We start from the raw sequence: 17,068 nt of genomic DNA, 5'->3' as shown, positions 1-17,068 counted from the left end.
AAGACATGATGCTTTCTTGAGAATGCAACGCGTTTGTGTATGAAGTTGTCGTCCGTCGTGCCGCGCGCGAGCACGACCGCCCAGCCGTGCGAGCACGACCGCCTAACCGCCCACGCTGCGGGCCGCAACTTAGACGGCGGCCGTGCTTGTCGCTGCCTCGTCCTGTTCAGGGATAAAGCCGCTTCAACAACCGGCGATCCTCGACGGCAAAACCGCCGCCGTACACGTCCGACGTCATGAAGTGCGCACTCAGCACTTCAGGCTCCAGGTCCGCGATCGGATCGAACGCGCTCTGACGCAGCGTCCAGTCGATCCGGCCACGCACCGGCTCGGTGTAGCGCAGTGGCGTGCGTCGATAGACGACGTCGGCATAGGCAATGCCCAGCTTCGACGGGTCGGGCAGACGGCGTACGTGAATCTCGCCTGCCGGCTGCTCGGCTTCGTCCGTGAGCAGGACTAGCGGCGCGTCCGGATCGGGCGTGAAGCTAAAGTCGGCGAGCGGCACCTTGCGGCGGCGGACCCAGCCGCTCACCTTGCCGTCCGCGGTTTCGTCAAACGCGTAGTCGGTGTCCTTCTTCGTGTAGCCGAACAACTCGCGGCCCGCCGCAATCCCCATCGGGTCGCTGCAATACATGAAGATGTGTGTCTGGGTGAACAGGTCGTCGTAACGCACGGGCACCGTCACCATCAGGTCGAACATCGCCCCCGCGTGCACCGCGAGCGTATGCCCCGGCGACAGCATGAAACGGAACGCGACGCGGTCGTTAACCAGTTCGAAAGGCGTGTCCTTCAGCAACTCGCGAACCTTCGCCTGATCTACGCGGGTGACGACTTCGAGCGTGCGCAGCGGACACTCCCACTCGACCGGATACGCGGGCGAATAAGGCGGATTGACGCCGCTGTTTTCGTGCATTTTATAGTTACCAAACATCATACGTCTCCTTGACAAATAGCTGATTCAAACTAGGCAATAGCAGATAGACCACCTTCTCCAGCGTGGCGGCATGCGTTCTCCGGCCGCGCGGATACGGCTACGGGTGCGGGTGTCACAATGGCGTCACGGCTGACGTCGGCGACGTCGGTGATGCCGCACAACGCCATCGTTGATTCGAGTTCCTTATGAATGAGTTCGAGCGTGCGGGTAACGCCCGCTTCGCCGAGCGCGCCAAGGCCGTACAGGAACGCACGGCCGATCATCACGCCGTGTGCACCCCGCGCGATCGCACGCAGCACGTCCTGGCCGCTGCGGATACCGCCATCCATCAGTACCTCCGTCTGCTGACCGACGGCTGCGGCAATGGCGGGCAACGCGCTGATCGACGACGGCGCGCCGTCCAGTTGCCGTCCGCCATGATTCGACACGATGATCGCGTCGGCGCCTGCCGCAACCGCGCGGCGCGCGTCGTCCACGTCGAGTATGCCCTTGACGATCAGCCGCCCGCCCCAGTGCCGCTTGATCCAGCCGATGTCGTCCCACGTCACCGTGCGATCGAACTGGCGGCTCACCCACTCGGCGAACGCGAACGTGTCCGTCACACCCTTGGCATGCCCAACGATGTTGCCGAAGGTGCGCCGCCGCGTGCCGAGCATCCGCACACACCACGCGGGATGCGCCATCATCATCGACAGGGTACGCAGATTCAGCTTCGGCGGCACCGAGAGGCCGTTGCGCACATCCTTGTGACGCTGCCCCTGGAGCGGCAGATCGAGCGTCAGCACGAGCGCGGAGCAGCCCGCGTTGCGCGCGCGTTCGATCAGCCGGACGATGAAATCGCGGTCCTTCATCATGTAGAGCTGGAACCAGAACGGCTCTTCGACATGCTCGGCGACGTCCTCGATCGAGCAGATGCTGACCGTCGATAGCGTGAAAGGCACGCCGAATCTGGCCGCCGCGCGAGCGGCAAGAATCTCGCCGTCGGCATGGATCATGCCGGCGAGGCCGGTCGGCGCGAGCGCCACGGGCAGGCTGCACGGACGGCCGAGCAGCGTGACAGCGGTGCGGATCATGTCGACGTCGCAACCGACACGTTGACGGAACTTCAGTTGGCCGAGATCGACCTCGTTAGCGCGATAGGTGGATTCCGTCCACGAGCCGCTGTCCACGTAATCGTAGAAAATCTTCGGCACGCGCCGGCGCGCGAGCCGCTGCAGATCGCCGACACATGTCACGGTATCGGCCATGTCACGCCTGCAATGACGCATCGAACGCAACGACGGACGAGCGCTGCTCGCCGAGGCCGGCGATACCGGCGCATACCGTTTGTCCAGCCCGCAGATAAACAGGCGGTTTCAGGCCCATGCCAACACCGGCCGGCGTGCCCGTTGCGATCACGTCGCCGGGCTGCAGGCTCATGAAGCCGCTGATGTAGGAGACCAGCTCCGCGACGCCGAAAATCATGTCACGCGTATTGCCGTCCTGACGCCGCACACCGTCGACGTCGAGCCACAGCGACAACGCCTGCGGATCCGGCACCTCGTCCGCCGTGACAAGCCACGGCCCCAGCGGACCGAACGTATCCGCCGCCTTGCCCTTGTCCCACTGTCCGCCGCGCTCCAGTTGATACGCGCGCTCCGAGACGTCGTTCACGACGCAGTAGCCGGCAACGTACGACATCGCGTTTTCCTTCGCCACATAGCGCGCGGTCTTGCCGATCACGATGCCGAGTTCGACCTCCCAGTCCACTTTCTGTGCGTCGCGTGGGATCTCGACAGAATCGAAAGGACCATTGATCGAGCTCGTGGCCTTCAGAAACAGAATCGGCTCTTTCGGCAGTGCCATCCCGGCTTCCGCTGCATGGTCCGTGTAATTCAGGCCCACGCAGACCAGCTTCCCTACCGCGCCGACGCATGGCCCAAGCCGCTCGCCTCGCGCGACGAGCGGCAGCGCACGCAAATCGGCCGCCGCGACGCGAGCGAGCGAACCCTCCGTCAACGCCTCGCCGTGCCAGTCGTCGACGACGCCGACGAGGCTGCGTACCTGCCCTTCGCTATCCAGCACGCCCGGTTTTTCATCACCCGGCTGTCCCCACCGTACCAGCTTCATAAGAATCCCTGCCTCCGGTTTTCACCTATAATGTACATAGTGTGCAATGTACATTTTTAAGATTATCGATCCAAAACTGCGATGTCAAGTCGTGTTTTCAGCCGTAGTTCCCGGGGCAGCGGAAATGTGGCATCAGATCGGCTAACATTTCGCAACTGGCCACCCGAAGCGCGGGCGGCGGAATCGAAGCGTTGCGAGAACCGCGGCGTTCGCCCTGTGGAGAGGCGCCGCTCATTGAGGACCATGTCAGAAATCATCGAAAAGCATTCCGTCCAGGAGCGCGCGTATGCGCTGCTCAAGGCCATGATCGAGGACGGTCGCCTTGCGCCCGGGCAAAAGCTGCTGGAAGCGCAGGTCTCGAAATCGTTTGGCATCAGCCGGTCGCCGGCGCGCTACGCATTGCAGGCGCTATGCAATGAACGGCTCGTGAAGGAAGCAAGTGGGCGCGGCTATGAGGTGGCAGGCAAGGTAAAGCCCGGCGTCCCGCGCGAGCGAGCGGTACTCGACGAAGTCAAGATCACCTCCGTGCAGCAGTGGGAGCGCGTCTATGTCGAACTCGAGCGCGAGCTATGCGCCCGGGTAATGTTCGTCTCGGTACGGATCATCGAGGAAAGACTGGCCGAACACTTTGGCGTGAGCCGCACGGTCGTGCGCGATGTGCTTGCGCGCATGCACAGCGTCGGGCTCGTGACGAAGGATTCGATGGGCCGCTGGATTGCGACGCGCGTCACACCTGACAAGACCCATCATTTGTATGAACTGCGCTGGCTGCTCGAGCCGGAGGCACTGCAACAGGCAGCAGCACATGTGAGCCGCGACTACGTCGGGCAATTGCGCGAAACGGTGGTCGAAGCGCTGGACGGCTTCCCGCGTGAAGGATTCGATACCGACGTCGTCGAGCATGATCTGCATATCCGGTTGCTGTCGCATTGTCCCAATAGCGAGATCCTGCAGGTGCTCGCGCGTACGCGCATGCTGTTCGCGCCGACCCGCTATCTGTTCGATCCTGTGCTGCGCATTCCGCTTACGTCGATCGAAGATGCGTTGAAGGAACACCGGACTATCTACGACCTGCTGCTCGCGAAGAAACCGGCGAAGGCGGCCGCCGCCCTGCACGAGCATCTGAAGCAGGCGGACGCACGCTGGCTGCAACGCTTCGAAGGCGCCGCGAACGCGACGCTCGAAGAATTACCGCCGTATTTGACGCGTTTGTGATTTATGCAGCGTAATCCGGTTGGGGCTCCGGTGCTGCAAGTGCCTCAAGAACGTTGACTTATCACGCGCATCCCGATGCGCCCGCATTGCCTCGTGAGCAACGTCCTCGTTCCCTGCGCCTGTTGTCGATTGACGGTGGGCAGCGCATACTTGCCGGCGTCGCCAGGCAGGCGGCAGTGACGCACGACTGCCAGCCTCACGGCACACGATATTTGTTCGAGGAGAGATGATGCAGGTTTACGGAAGACGAAATTCGATCAATGTGCAGAAGGTATTGTGGTGCCTCGGCGAACTCGGGCGAATCGAAGGCCGCGATTACGAGCGGATCGACGCCGGGCTCGAATTCGGCGTCAACGATACGGCGGCCTATCGCGAGCTCAATCCGAACGGCCTCGTGCCGGCGCTGGTCGACAATGGACGGTCGATCTGGGAATCGAACACGATCATGCGCTATCTCGCGACGGCCTATGGCAATGGCGACCTGTTGCCGCAAGACGCCGACGAGCGCTCGGAAGTCGAGCGCTGGATGGACTGGCAGCTCGGTGCGTTATGGGCGACGTTGCGCATTGCGTTTCTCGGCTTGACTCGCGTGCCCGAGGAAAAGCGCGATTACGCCGCGATACGCAACGCATTCGCCGAGTCCGCGCGGCTGCTCCGGATTGTCGACGCGCGGCTCGACACGCATTCGCATCTCGCGCTCGATCGCTTCACGCTCGCCGACATCGGCGTCGCACTCGCCGCGCATCGTTGGTACTCGCTGGCCGAGCGCTTCGCCTCCACGCTCGATGCCCAGCCGGAGATGCCGTCGGTGGCACGCTGGCTCGACGCGCAGCGCGCGCGTCCGGCGTTTCCGGACCAGAAGTGACAATCGATCAACCAGATCGCTAAACCCACCCACGTATCCGGGTTTAGCGCGTCCTTCGGACAGCGGCCGTACGCAAGGGCGGCAATGAAATTGTCGACACTCGCCGCGCGGCAACAGAAGCGGTAAAACCCATTGCGTTCATCAACGGTAACCCGTCGAAAAGTGTTGCTGCGCGGCTTCAACCGCCGTGGCGCGGCTTCAGAGCCGCAGCCGGAACATCGCCCAACGCAGTCTCATCCGACTCGCCCCCTTCGATGCGCTCGAGCCTGCCGACAACAAACAGATACGAAAAAGCACCGAGCAGCGAAAGTGCCGCGACATAGGTCAGCGCAACCTCGAACGAGCCGGTGCGCTTGATCATCCAGCCGATGGCCAGCGGCGTGACGATGCTCGCGAGATTGCCGCACAGATTGAAGATGCCGCCGCTGATGCCCATCGCGTGTTTCGGCGAGACGTCACCGACGATGCACCACCCCAGGTTGCCGACACCCTTCGCGAAGAAAGCGAGCGACATCACGAGAATGACGATCACGGAAGAATGCACGTAATTCGCCGCGACGATCGTACTCGACAGCACGAGGCCGCCGATGATCGGCGTCTTGCGGGCCGCCGTGAGACTGAAGCCGCGCTTGAGCATCCAGTCGGACCACAGGCCGCCGACGAGTCCACCGACGCATCCGGCCACGGCGGGTATCGCCGCCGCAATGCCCACCTTCAGTATCGACATGCCCTTGGCCTCGACGAGGTAGGTCGGGAACCAGGTGAGGAAGAACCACGTAATCGACGTCAGGCAGAACTGTCCGATATAGATGCCGATCATCATGCGGTTGGCGGCAATTGCGCGGACCTCGCGCCAGCGGAACGGCCGCGGGCTGTCGCCCATCGTCGGGAGTCCGCCGCCGGCGGCGATGTAGTCGAGTTCGGCCGCATTCACGCGGTGATCGGACTGCGGCTCGCGCACCGATTTCAGCCACCAGAGCCCGATCAGCACACCGATCGCGCCGGTCGTGAAGAACACGTAGTGCCAGCCCCAGCGGCTGACCGTATAGGAGTGAAAACGGCCAGCGCGAAATATTGCGCCAACTGGAAGATCGACGTCGCGAGGCCGCGTTCGGTACTCGGAAACCACATGACCGTCAGACGACTGTTGCACGGGAAAGCCGGCGATTCGGCAGCGCCCATCAGGAAGCGCAACGCGAAGAGCGCGGCGAACGCCGACGCGAACAGGTGCACGTATCCCTGCAGAAACGTGAGCACCGACCACGCAATGAGGCTCAGGCCCAGCACGATCCGCGCGCCGAACCGGTCCAGGATCAGCCCGCCGGGAATCTGCATGCCGGTGTAGGTCCAGCCGAATGCCGAAAACGCAATGCCCATGGTGAGCGCGTCGAAGCCGAGTTCATGCCGCATGCTCGGCGCCGCGATCGACAACGTCGCCCGGTCCACGTAATTGAACACGGTGACGATAAAGATCATCGCCAGGATGAACCATCGCACGTTTGTCCGTCTGGTTGTATTCGCTACCACTGCCCTGTCTCCTCGATTCCTTGCTGATCCTGTTCGATTGCCGGCGGCTCGTGCCGGACGGCACGCCGCGTCCACGCATCCATGCGGACTCGATCATACAATGATTGCGCAATCATTCAAACGAAACTGATTACGCGATCGCCATGGTTTACACCGATCTGCCTTGATGGTCGTCAACCGGGGGATTCAATTTGCAGCGGCGGCAGATCATCCCGCAGCGTTGAAGCCAGGTATGGGAGCCGCTGGATAGCCCGGCAGCGACGACGAAAACACACCGGCAAGATTGCCGGGCGCGCCGATCAACGCCAAGCGTTGCCGATCCCTATTGCAATTGGGCGCTTTGCCGCGTTGCCGTCTCTTTCTGTCCCAATGCAAGCGCGGCAATGAGGCTAATCGCGGCATTGACCGCCAGCCAGACGCCGACCATGGCATTGCTGTGGAAGGTATGCGTCAACCACGTGAGAATGGCGGGCGTGAAGCCGCCCAGAACCGCGGCCGCCACCGCCTGTGCGAATGCATAGCCGGACGTGCGCGCGCTCGGCGGCACCAGTTCGACCATCGCGGCCACCTGCACGGAACTGTACGCCGCGTAGATGAACGAGAACCACAGCTCGACGACCGCGAACTTGAACACGGTGGGTTGCGCAGCGAGCCACGACATCATCGGATAGGCGCTCAGCCCTGCCAGAAGGGTCACGACGATCAGGACCGTGCGGCGATTGAAACGATCCGCCACCACGGCCATGATAGGCAGACAGATCAGCACCGACAGTCCGCCGAAAAAGAGAATGATGAATCCCGCGGACTCTCCGAGGTTCAGACTCTTGATGAACGTCGGCGCATACGTGGTAATGGTTTGCGAAGTGACGGTGGCGAGCGCCACCATGCCCATGCACAGGGCAATGGTTCGCCAACCCGAAACGAGGCTCGTGCAGATATCCCCTACTGTCGGCGTCTTCTTTTTCGCGGCGAACACCGATGTTTCGGCAAGACTGGAGCGCAACCAGAACATTACGGGAATGACCGCGCAGCCCAGCAGAAGCGGAATCCGCCATCCCCATGCGTGCAACTCGTGCGGCGCGAGCAGATAAAGCAGGACGAGGCCGACGAGCGAAGCCGCCATCACGGAGAGTTGCTGGCTGCCCGCCTGCCAGCAGGTGAAGAACGCGCGCCGCTTCGGCGGAGCGATTTCCGCCAGATAGACCACGACGCCGCCGAGTTCGGCTCCCGCGGAAAAGCCCTGCAGCAAACGCCCAAGCAGCACGATAACCGGCGCGGCCAGCCCGATGCTCCGGTATGAAGGCGTGCACGCGACGGAAATGATGCCGAGCGACATCAGCGACAGGGCGAGGATCAGGCCTTTGCGCCGCCCATGACGATCGGTGTAGGCGCCGAGCACGATGGCCCCGATCGGCCGCGCGAGAAACCCGAACGCGAAGGTCATCAGCGACATCATCAGGGAAACGTACTCGCTGTCGCTCGGAAAATACGTTTGGGCGATGTATCTGGCGTAGTAGCCATAGATCATGAAATCGTAGATTTCGAGCGCATTGCCGGCCACCACCTGGATGATCGGCCTCATGGCCGCGCCCGGCTTCCCGGTCGCGTCGGCGGCGGCCGTAAGCCCATGGGATGCAACCGTCACGTCCTTCATCTCCCGCTCCTGTGAAAGTGAGATGTATCCGTCGATTGCGCCGCACCTGTCTCCGGCAAGGCGCGAGAGTCACGCCCTTTCGCCTGAATCTCGCTGTCTTGCACAGGGTCGCCAGTTACCGCCCGGCACCAGAAGGCAAAAAAAGATTGCGCAATCATTTCAGTCAATGGTTGCGCAATCTTTCATCCGGTGCAACTCGGGGTAACGTGCAAACGTCCCGCCCGGAGGAGCCATCTGTCAGCCTGTCAGCCCCCTGCCCGTCTCCGCCGTCAGGCGCTGTCCCGGTCGACGATTGAAAAGCCAGTATCGATCTTCACGGTATCGAGGCCCGCCTGCGACTTGCCGGCGAAGCGCGTGAGGAGCGCCGTCGCGGCATTCCTGCCGATCGTCGCCCCGTCGACCCGGACCGTCGACAAGGCCGGAAAAACGTGCGCGGCGGTGCTCAGATCGCCGAACCCCATCACCGCGAGATCCTTGGGTACGCGCAGGCCGCGGCTCGCGGCTTCCGCCAGTACGCCTTGCGCGAGCGTGTCGGAACTGCAGACCACGATCTCGGGAAACCCGGCAACCATCATCCGGCCCACGCCCTCTCTGCCTGCCTGCAATGTTGCCGGTGCCTGCAGCACCTCGAACGGCACGTCGGTCAGGCCATGGCGGCCGAGTTCCCGGATAAGGCTTTGGCAACGGCGCAGGCCACGCGGATCGTTGACCGAGAGGACCCCAAACCGCTTGTATCCCTTGTCGAGAAGATGCCGCGCCACCTTGATGCCCACTTTTTCGTGTGAAAAGCCGATCACGATATCGATCGGCTTGTCGGTCAGATCCCATATCTCGACCACCGGTATCCGCGCATTCTTGAGCCGCTCGACGGTCGCGTCGGTGTGACTCGTGCCGGCCAGCACGATCCCGTCGGGCCGGCGTCCGAGAATCGCTTCGACAAGCGCCTCTTCCTGGGCGCTGGAGTACCCGGTCAGCCCGATCAGCGACTGATAGCCCGAGGCGGTCAGGCCGTCCATCAACGCCTGCACGGTGTCGGCAAAAATCGAGTTGGCGATCGTCGGCAGCAGAATCGCAACCAGACGACTCCGGCTGCTCGCCAGGCCGCCCGCCAGCATGTTCGGCACGTAGCCCGTCGCTCTCACGGCCTCGAGCACTTTTCTCGCCGTATCGCTGCGCACGAGCTCGGGACGATGCAGCGCCCGCGACACGGTCATGGGCGCGACCCCTGCTACGCGAGCGACATCGATTAACGTCACGCTCCCCGCCTGCTCGGCGACGGCGGCGGGTTGGCTGCGCGCGGATTTCTTTGCCATTCAGGCTCCTGTTGTCATGCCCGCAATTCTAGCGATGATCTGCCGGAATCCCGAATCCCAATCCGGCTTCGACACCTCGGGCTTCCCCCCATTTCAGGCACCCCTCCTCCGTTGAATCGGCTCGCTCAGTGTAAACCACGACGATTTCGCCACCTGCCACACTTGAATGATTGCGCAATCATTGTATGATCGAGGCATGCGCTTGAGCCATACATTCGCGGCTCGCCTTTTCAATCGCACAGGAACCTCGCTCATGAACATCAACGACCATCTGACATCCGGCACGGCAACGGGCGACCGCATTGCCTGGGTTCGTATTGCGTCCACCTTTCTGCCGCTCGCCACCCCGATCAGCGATGCCAAGGTGCTCACCGGCCGTCAGAAGCCGATGACTGAAATCGCCATCCTCTTTGTCGAAATCGAAACGACTGACGGTCATCGCGGTCTGGGCTTCAGCTATTCGAAGCGTGCCGGGGGCCCGGGCCAGTTCGCGCACGCGAAGGAAATCGCGCCGACGCTGATCGGCGAGGACCCGAGCGACATTGCCAAGCTATGGAACAAGCTCGCCTGGGCCGGGGCCTCGGTCGGCAGAAGCGGCATGGCGGTGCAGGCGATCGGCGCATTCGACGTCGCGCTGTGGGACCTGAAGGCCAAACGCGCCAACCTGTCGCTCGCGAAGCTGCTCGGCTCGCAGCGGGACTCCGTGCGCTGCTACAACACCTCGGGCGGCTTCCTTCACACGCCGCTCGACCAGTTGCTGACCAATACCGACGCATCACGCGAAAAGGGCATCGGCGGCATCAAGCTGAAGGTCGGGCAACCCGATTGCGCGCTCGACATTCACCGCGTCGAAACGGTGCGCAAGCATCTGGGCGACACGTTCCCGCTGATGGTCGACGCGAACCAGCAATGGGACCGCCCCACCGCGCAGCGCATGTGCCGTACGTTCGAGCCATTCAATCTGGTCTGGATCGAAGAGCCGCTCGACTGCTACGACGCGGAAGGCCATGCCGCACTGGCCGCGCAGTTCGATACGCCGATCGCCACGGGCGAGATGCTCACGAGCGTGGCCGAGCACTGGGAGTTCATCAAACTGCGCGGGGCCGACTATCTGATGCCCGACGCACCGCGTGTCGGCGGCATCACGCCGTTCCTCAAGATTGCCGGGCTGGCCGAGCACGCGGGCTTGATGCTGGGGCCGCACTTCGCGATGGAGTTGCACGTGCATCTCGCGGCCTGCTATCCGACCGAGCCCTGGGTCGAGCATTTCGAATGGCTCGAACCGCTGTTCAACGAAAAGCTCGAAACGCGCGCCGGCCGGATGATCGTGCCGACGCGGCCCGGGCTCGGCCTGACGCTCAGCGACCGCGTCGCCGGCTGGACGGCCCAGGAAGTGGAATTCGGCCAGCGTGCCTGAGGTGTGCCGCGGGCGACGTCCGGACTTCGTGGGCGCCGCCTTCCCTACGTTCAGCAAGAGCCGTCCGGCCTCGCGGAAGCATTCGCCGGAAAACGGCTCACAACGAGCGTCACGCCCCGTCTCCAACGTTGAACAAGCAGGAGCGACGCACCCGATGCCAGCAAGACCGCGAAAGCGGCAACCCCGTACCCATCGATAAACGCCGCTCTCTCTCCTGGCGATAATTGGCATCGACACCGCTACTCGCCCCGTCCATCCATCGATATTCCCACAGCCGTTCCTCTCGCCGGCTAAACGCGCCTTTTGCGTGCTCTGAAAATGCTGAAACCCGCTTTTTAAGATGTTCGATTGAGCGCACAGTGCTCTCGAATCGAACGTCGCGAACGCCTTGCCGGAGTCTCGATCAATCAGCGTGCGCGGTGTTGACCAGCAATCAGAAGAGTCCGGCGCGAGCCGGTAAAGGAGACAGGGATGTTCAGATGGATGCGGGACTTGACGCCGCGGGAGAGCAGCGCTCTTCGTGCATGCTTTGCAGGTTGGACCCTCGATGCGCTCGACGTGCAGATTTTCAGCTTCGTCGTGCCGACACTGATTGCCGTGTGGGGGATCAGCAAACAGCAGGTAGGCTTTCTCGGCACCGTCGCGCTGGTGACGTCGGCGATCGGCGGCTGGCTCGCGGGCGTCATGGCCGATCGCTTCGGCCGCGTGCGGGTGCTGCAGATCACGATAGGCTGGTACGCCGTTTTCACGTTCCTATGCGGCTTCGCCCAGAACTTCGAGCAGTTCTTCATCTTCCGCGCGCTTCAGGGCATCGGCTTCGGCGGCGAATGGGCCGCCGGTTCCGTGCTGATCGCCGAGGTGATTCGCGATAAATATCGCGGCCGCGCAGGCGGATTCGTGCAAAGCGGCTGGGCAGTCGGCTGGGGTATCGCCGCCGTCATTTACACCGCCCTGTTTTCGCTGGTGCCGGAAGGTCAGGCGTGGCACTGGCTGTTCTGGATCGGTATCGCGCCCGCCGCGCTGGTGTTCTTCCTGCGCCGCCACGTCGACGAACCGGAAGTCTACGCACGCAATAAAGCACTCGAAGGACAGCGAAACGAATCGCTGCTGGCGGTATTTCGACCGGAGTTCTTCTGGACCACGATCAAGCTGTCGATCTTTACGACGGGCTGCCAGGGTGCCACCTACATCTATCAGGTGTGGCTGCCGACCTATCTGCGCACTGAACGAGGCCTTTCGGTCATCGGGACGGGTGGCTTTACCGTCGCCCTCATCGCCGGCGCGTTTGCGGGTTTCATGATCGGCGCTCACCTCGGCGATGCCATCGGCCGGCGCAAGACGTTTTTTATCAGCACGATCGGCGCGGCCGTGACGCTGGTCGTCTATCTCGTGCTGCCCATCAGCAACGCTGTCATGCTGCCGAGCGGCTTCTTCCTCGGCATGTTCACGTACATGGTGTTCGCGCCGCTCGGCCCCTATCTCAGCGAAATCTATCCGACCGCCATGCGCGGGTCCGGCCAGGGCTTCTGCTATAACGTGGGACGCGGCATCGGTGCGCTGTTTCCGTTGCTGATCGGCATGCTGGCATCGCAGATGCCGCTCGGAAAATCGATTGCCCTCTTCGGATTCATCGCCTACGGCTGCATGTTCCTCGCGCTTTGCGTGCTGCCGGAGACCAAGGGGCTCGGCCTGCGCGACAGCGTGCCGCCCGGCGAGCACGATCTCTCCGCCGAGTCGCGCAAGCATGTAGCGCCGCGTGCCTGAAACGATCTTCTGCCGACGGCATATGACCTGCATGACCGTCGAGCCGACGCATCCCTCTATCGATACACCAGCCACACCATCCGGGTCCGCCGCTGCCAGCAAAACAGCGGCAAGACTCACGAGACGCTCATGACCCTCGCCTGTTTGCCCGCGTTGCCTTCTGTTAGACCACCTCGGAACCCGGCACCCCGCTTTTCGTGCGATTGCCATTTTCACGTGTTCGGCGATCCGCTCGCGTATCCGCTTAGGTATCCGTTCACGACGCCGCGCGACTACACGCCTCCGGCGGCCTCCCTGCACGCATGGCGAGACATGGCCGCGGTACTCGGGCTGGAACGCATGGTCATCGTGCAGCCCAGCGTGTATGGCACGGACAACCGCTGCACGCTCGATGCCTTGCAGGCAGTGGGCGTCGAACGGGGCCGCGCGGTTGTCGTATTAGGCGACGATGTTTCCGATGAGGCGCTCGAGCGCCTGCATCGGGCCGGCGTGCGCGGGGTTCGCTTCAACCTGGTCAATGCCGGCGGCTTGACGCCCGACCGGATAAACACAATCGCACACCGGGTCGCCGCGTTCGGCTGGCATCTGCAGTTTTACGTCGACGGTCCCCAGCTCCCGGCGCTTGCGCCGCTGATCGCCGGGCTGCCGACGCCGGCCGTCATCGATCACATGGGGCAGATTCGCGCCAGCTCGCCGACCTATCGACAGGAAACCGAAGCATTGCTGCGCCTGCTGTCGAACGGCAAGACTTGGGTCAAGCTGTGCGGCTACCGTGCCTCGACGACAACCTACCCCTACGACGACGTCCTTGCGCTGGCACGCGCGCTCGTGGCCGCCGCGCCCGAGCGTTGCGTCTGGGGAACCGACTGGCCGCATCCGGGCCTGGTCGACGGCATGCCCGAGGACGCCGCGCTGCTCGATCTGCTCGACACGTGGACCCCGACGCGCGCGGTGCGCGATCGGATTCTGGTGGACAACCCGGCCGTGCTTTACGGCTTCGCGGATTGACGCGCGCCCCAGCGCCCTGCGCTCATTTCTGTTTCCGTGCCTTTGGCGACTCGCTGCAGGCAATCTGAACGAACGCTTCCACGAGCGGCGAGCGCACCGACGTGCGCAGCCATACCATTCCCACGCGACGTACGGGAGACGGTTCCGGCAACTTCCAACGCCGCAGTTGCGGGTCGGCCGGGCCGATAATGGGCCAGTCCGGCAGCACGGAAACGCCAAAGCCCTCTGCCACCAGCCGGGCAATGTGCTCGATACCGTCGAGTTCGAACTGCACCTTGGGACGCACGCCGTGTTTGCGTAGATATTCATCGGCCATTTTTCCGGCCACGACTCTGCGGTCATAACGGATGAACGGCTCGTGAGCCGCGGTCGCCAGCGCATCCTTCACCTGCAAACGCGCCTGGGTCAGGAGTATCAGCGGCTCTTCGCGCAACAGCCGCCATGCGCAAGTCTTCGGCAACTCGAATGCGGGATGCACGACGATCGCCGCGTCGAGCTCCCCCGACATAACCCGGTCCAGCAGCACGGCCGAGGTGCCGGGCTCGATATAGATCGGGATCTGTGGATGCGCCTGCATCCAGCGCCGCAGAAACGGCGGCAACAATCCCATCAGCGCCGAAGGTGTCGCGCCGAGGCGCAGCGGCCCCGCCGGCAGGCCCGTATCGGAGGCGGCGGAGCGCAGGTCGCGTACGTCCCGCAGCAGATCGCGCGAGCGCTCGAGAATGCGGGCGCCGACCACCGTGGGTTTGACCGTCCGCCCCGCGCGCGTCAGCAACTTCGCACCAATATCGTCTTCCAGCGCGCGGATCTGCTGGGCCACCGTGGTCGTGGCGACGTCGAGACGGCGCGCCGCTTCGGCGATAGAACCGGATTCGACGACCGCGACGAAACTCTGAAGAAAGCGGGTATCCATAAAAACGTATTTTACAGCTTCTGAAGAGGCTGGAATCCACTTTTTCAGATGTCCGATTGAGCGCACAGTATCTCCATTGCCCGATCAATCCGTATCTGAAGGAGACATGCCGTGCCCATCATCCAATCCATCGAAGTCTGCGCAGCCCGTGTCCCGCTCGACAAGGTGACGTCGTTTTCCAATCGCACGGTGACCGACCGGCACTACGGCCTCGTCAAGGTCCGCACCGTGGACGGCATCGAAGGGGTCGGCTTCTGCTACGTGGGCAGCGCCGCCGGCGAAATCTTCCGGGTGGCCGTGGAGCAGTTGCTCGCGCCCGTCGTGATCGGCCGCGACTCGCTGGCCGTCGAGGGTCTGTGGAAAGACATGTATCAGGAGTCCCTGCTTCAGGGACGCATGGGCACCGTGATGCGCGCGCTGAGCGCCATCGACATCGCGCTGTGGGACATCAACGCGAAAAGCGCCGGCCTGCCGCTGCACAAATACCTCGGCGCCGTGGAAACGGAAACCGTGGCGGCCTATGCGAGCGGCGGCTACTACGTCGAGGGCAAGACGGCGGAAATGGTCGGCGAGGAAATGGCCGGCTACGTGGCGCGAGGCTTCAAGGCCGTCAAGATGAAAACGGGCCGCTGGTCGCCGAGCGGCGAGGAGTCCCGCGTGAAGGCCGCGCGCGAGGCGATCGGCCCCGATGTGGAGCTGATGCTCGACTGCAACAACGGCTGGATCGATACGGTGCAGGCCATGCAGTATTTGAGCCGCATCGAGCAGTACCAGCCCTACTTCATCGAAGAGCCGTTCAGCCCCGACGACATCGAGAGCCACGCGCGCCTCGCGAAGCTCACGCGCATCCCCGTCGCCACCGCCGAGATCGGCTACGGCCGCTGGTATCACAAGCAGCTACTCGATATGGGCGGCGCGGCGATCCTGCAAACCGATGCAGCGGTCTGCGGGGGCATCACCGAGTGGAAGCGGATTGCCGCGATGTCGGCCGGTTATGGCGTGCAGGTGTGCCCGCACTGGTTCCACGACGTGCATGCCCCGCTCGTCGCCGCCACGCCCAACGCGCGCTACGTCGAGTTCTTCTGGGACGACCAGGTACTGAATTTCCGCCGGCTTATCGATCGGCAGCTCGAACATAAGGAAGGCCGCGTGGTGCTGCACCAGACCCCGGGGCTCGGCTTCGGCTTCGATGAAAAGGAAGTGGCGAAGTACGGCCGGTGGAGCACCGTGTCCTGAAGCCGTGTGCCCGAAATCGTGACGCCGCGAGGCAACGCGATTCCGGGCACGTGCCGGCGACACGCCTGGCGCAACTGCCGATGTCGTGACGGCGCGAAGCCGCGCTTGAAGTCCTGAAGACATCCGCACCGCCGAGGAAGTATTCTTTAGCCTCTTCGAACCCGGCCACTTCTATCGATGGATTCCCGCTACCTGCAAAGCTTCGTGTTCGTCGTGGAACTCGGCTCGATTGCAGAGGCCGCGCGCCGGCTCGACCTGACACCGGCCGCGGTCGCCCAGCGGGTGAAGATGCTCGAAACCGAACTGGGCGCGACGCTCGTGCGCCGCTCGGGCCGCACCGTCGGGGCGACGGAAGCCGGCGAGCGCATTCTGGCGCGGGCGCGCTCGGTGCTGCACGACATCCGCGATCTGCGCTCGGACATCGAGGACGCCGACGAACCCGGCGGCCAACTGCGTCTGGGCGGCATGGCGACGATGATGGCGAGTCTCATCCCCGATGCGCTCGCGCTGCTGCTGAACCGTTATGCGCGCCTGGACTTCTATCTGGAGCCGGGCACCTCGCTCGATCTCTATCGCAAGGTCACGAGCGGCGATCTCGATGCCGCAGTGATCGCGCAACCGCTTTTCAATCTGCCGAAAAGCTGCGACTGGCACACGTTCAGAAGCGAGCCGCTGATCCTGCTCACGCCCGCTTCGATGCACGTCGCCGATGTGCACACGACCCTGCAAACCGAACCGTTCCTGCGCTACGACCGCAATGTGGTCGGCGGACAACTCGCCGACACCTATCTGCGCCAGCACGGCATCAGGCCGTCGCAGCGGTGCGAACTCGATGGGCTAGGCGCGATCGCCACGCTCGTCGACCGGGGGCTCGGCGTATCGCTCGTGCCGGACTGGTCATCGCGCGAACTCGCCGGGCTGTCGCTGAAGAAATGGGCGTTGCCCCATGCCTCGCCGAGACGTCTCGTGGGGCTGCTATGGGGGCGCTCGTCGGCGCGGCTGCGCCTCGTTCAGGCGTTTCTCGCCGCGGCGGAATCGGTGAGCAACATTTGATCGCGAGCCGGTCATCGCCGGCAACACGTTGCGGGCAAATCATTATGGGCCGATCATGGT

At 63.4% G+C, this 17,068-nt stretch carries 13 protein-coding genes and 1 pseudogene; 7 read left to right on the top strand and 7 right to left on the bottom strand.

Going from position 1 to position 17,068, the window contains the following annotated elements:
- Positions 1-166: 166 nt before the first annotated feature.
- Genes G3N58_RS12070 through G3N58_RS12060 form a run of 3 tightly spaced genes read right to left on the bottom strand, consistent with a single transcriptional unit; the run spans position 167 to position 3,043 of the window.
- Positions 167-931, bottom strand: coding sequence for an acetoacetate decarboxylase family protein (locus G3N58_RS12070; RefSeq protein ID WP_205999254.1), 765 nt, complete (start codon positions 929-931; stop codon positions 167-169).
- A 32-nt stretch (positions 932-963) separates the two neighbouring features.
- Positions 964-2,181, bottom strand: a complete 1,218-nt coding sequence (locus tag G3N58_RS12065; RefSeq protein WP_241017081.1) for an alpha-hydroxy acid oxidase — start codon at positions 2,179-2,181, stop codon at positions 964-966.
- Between the two features lies 1 nt (position 2,182).
- The gene (locus G3N58_RS12060) at positions 2,183-3,043 is read right to left on the bottom strand and encodes a fumarylacetoacetate hydrolase family protein (protein ID WP_167285108.1); all 861 of its coding nucleotides are present in this window, start codon (positions 3,041-3,043) and stop codon (positions 2,183-2,185) included.
- Positions 3,044-3,286: 243 nt separating this feature from the next.
- On the opposite strand from G3N58_RS12060, the gene G3N58_RS12055 reads away from it, so the two are divergent.
- Together G3N58_RS12055 and G3N58_RS12050 are read left to right on the top strand one after the other, a co-directional pair.
- Positions 3,287-4,258, top strand: coding sequence for a GntR family transcriptional regulator (locus G3N58_RS12055; RefSeq protein WP_167285106.1), 972 nt, complete (start codon positions 3,287-3,289; stop codon positions 4,256-4,258).
- 226 nt (positions 4,259-4,484) lie between these two features.
- Positions 4,485-5,123: a glutathione S-transferase family protein gene (locus G3N58_RS12050; protein ID WP_346778262.1), complete on the top strand. Its 639-nt coding sequence runs from the start codon at positions 4,485-4,487 to the stop codon at positions 5,121-5,123.
- Positions 5,124-5,301: 178 nt separating this feature from the next.
- Here the strand turns inward: G3N58_RS12050 and G3N58_RS12045 are convergent.
- From G3N58_RS12045 to G3N58_RS12035, 3 genes and pseudogenes are all read right to left on the bottom strand, one after another.
- Positions 5,302-6,599: pseudogene (locus G3N58_RS12045) on the bottom strand (MFS transporter).
- Positions 6,600-6,972: 373 nt separating this feature from the next.
- Complete coding sequence (tcuC, locus tag G3N58_RS12040) at positions 6,973-8,304, bottom strand: tricarballylate/proton symporter TcuC (protein ID WP_241017080.1); 1,332 nt, start codon at positions 8,302-8,304, stop codon at positions 6,973-6,975.
- Between the two features lie 269 nt (positions 8,305-8,573).
- Positions 8,574-9,518 carry a LacI family DNA-binding transcriptional regulator gene (locus tag G3N58_RS12035; RefSeq protein WP_346778263.1) on the bottom strand — a complete coding sequence of 315 codons (945 nt, stop codon included), beginning with the start codon at positions 9,516-9,518 and terminating at the stop codon, positions 8,574-8,576.
- Between the two features lie 352 nt (positions 9,519-9,870).
- Between G3N58_RS12035 and G3N58_RS12030 the strand changes: the two genes are divergently transcribed.
- The 3 genes from G3N58_RS12030 (at position 9,871) to G3N58_RS12020 (ending at position 13,806) form a co-directional block, all read left to right on the top strand.
- On the top strand, positions 9,871-11,034 hold the full coding sequence (locus G3N58_RS12030) for a mandelate racemase/muconate lactonizing enzyme family protein (RefSeq protein WP_205999253.1): 1,164 nt from the start codon (positions 9,871-9,873) through the stop codon (positions 11,032-11,034).
- Positions 11,035-11,505: 471 nt separating this feature from the next.
- The gene (locus G3N58_RS12025) at positions 11,506-12,798 is read left to right on the top strand and encodes an MFS transporter (protein ID WP_167284260.1); all 1,293 of its coding nucleotides are present in this window, start codon (positions 11,506-11,508) and stop codon (positions 12,796-12,798) included.
- Between the two features lie 129 nt (positions 12,799-12,927).
- A complete protein-coding gene (locus tag G3N58_RS12020; protein WP_205988743.1) occupies positions 12,928-13,806 on the top strand; it encodes an amidohydrolase family protein in 879 nt (292 codons plus the stop codon).
- 22 nt (positions 13,807-13,828) lie between these two features.
- Here G3N58_RS12020 and G3N58_RS12015 read toward each other — a convergent pair whose 3' ends face one another.
- On the bottom strand, positions 13,829-14,719 hold the full coding sequence (locus tag G3N58_RS12015) for a LysR family transcriptional regulator (protein WP_167284310.1): 891 nt from the start codon (positions 14,717-14,719) through the stop codon (positions 13,829-13,831).
- A gap of 111 nt (positions 14,720-14,830) precedes the next feature.
- Here G3N58_RS12015 and G3N58_RS12010 point away from each other — a divergent pair, with 111 nt between their 5' ends.
- Positions 14,831-15,955 (top strand): mandelate racemase/muconate lactonizing enzyme family protein, encoded by a 1,125-nt coding sequence (locus G3N58_RS12010; protein WP_167040015.1) that lies wholly within the window; start codon positions 14,831-14,833, stop codon positions 15,953-15,955.
- A 177-nt stretch (positions 15,956-16,132) separates the two neighbouring features.
- Positions 16,133-17,008: a LysR substrate-binding domain-containing protein gene (locus tag G3N58_RS12005; protein ID WP_205988742.1), complete on the top strand. Its 876-nt coding sequence runs from the start codon at positions 16,133-16,135 to the stop codon at positions 17,006-17,008.
- Positions 17,009-17,068 lie beyond the last annotated feature (60 nt).

The organism is Paraburkholderia sp. Ac-20342, assembly GCF_017104985.1.
In the GTDB taxonomy this organism is placed as follows: domain Bacteria; phylum Pseudomonadota; class Gammaproteobacteria; order Burkholderiales; family Burkholderiaceae; genus Paraburkholderia.
The sequence above is the reverse complement of the archived record's forward strand: the minus strand, read 5'-3'. Positions and strand labels throughout refer to the sequence as shown.

What these genes read in the sequence shown, in the direction of transcription:
- G3N58_RS12070 (WP_205999254.1), bottom strand. Translation starts at nt 931, where the DNA reads ATGTTTGGTAACTATAAAATGCACGAAAACAGCGGCGTCAATCCGCCT.
- G3N58_RS12065 (WP_241017081.1), bottom strand. Translation starts at nt 2,181, where the DNA reads ATGGCCGATACCGTGACATGTGTCGGCGATCTGCAGCGGCTCGCGCGC.
- G3N58_RS12060 (WP_167285108.1), bottom strand. Translation starts at nt 3,043, where the DNA reads ATGAAGCTGGTACGGTGGGGACAGCCGGGTGATGAAAAACCGGGCGTG.
- G3N58_RS12055 (WP_167285106.1), top strand. Translation starts at nt 3,287, where the DNA reads ATGTCAGAAATCATCGAAAAGCATTCCGTCCAGGAGCGCGCGTATGCG.
- G3N58_RS12050 (WP_346778262.1), top strand. Translation starts at nt 4,485, where the DNA reads ATGATGCAGGTTTACGGAAGACGAAATTCGATCAATGTGCAGAAGGTA.
- tcuC (WP_241017080.1), bottom strand. Translation starts at nt 8,304, where the DNA reads ATGAAGGACGTGACGGTTGCATCCCATGGGCTTACGGCCGCCGCCGAC.
- G3N58_RS12035 (WP_346778263.1), bottom strand. Translation starts at nt 9,518, where the DNA reads ATGACCGTGTCGCGGGCGCTGCATCGTCCCGAGCTCGTGCGCAGCGAT.
- G3N58_RS12030 (WP_205999253.1), top strand. Translation starts at nt 9,871, where the DNA reads ATGAACATCAACGACCATCTGACATCCGGCACGGCAACGGGCGACCGC.
- G3N58_RS12025 (WP_167284260.1), top strand. Translation starts at nt 11,506, where the DNA reads ATGTTCAGATGGATGCGGGACTTGACGCCGCGGGAGAGCAGCGCTCTT.
- G3N58_RS12020 (WP_205988743.1), top strand. Translation starts at nt 12,928, where the DNA reads ATGACCCTCGCCTGTTTGCCCGCGTTGCCTTCTGTTAGACCACCTCGG.
- G3N58_RS12015 (WP_167284310.1), bottom strand. Translation starts at nt 14,719, where the DNA reads ATGGATACCCGCTTTCTTCAGAGTTTCGTCGCGGTCGTCGAATCCGGT.
- G3N58_RS12005 (WP_205988742.1), top strand. Translation starts at nt 16,133, where the DNA reads ATGGATTCCCGCTACCTGCAAAGCTTCGTGTTCGTCGTGGAACTCGGC.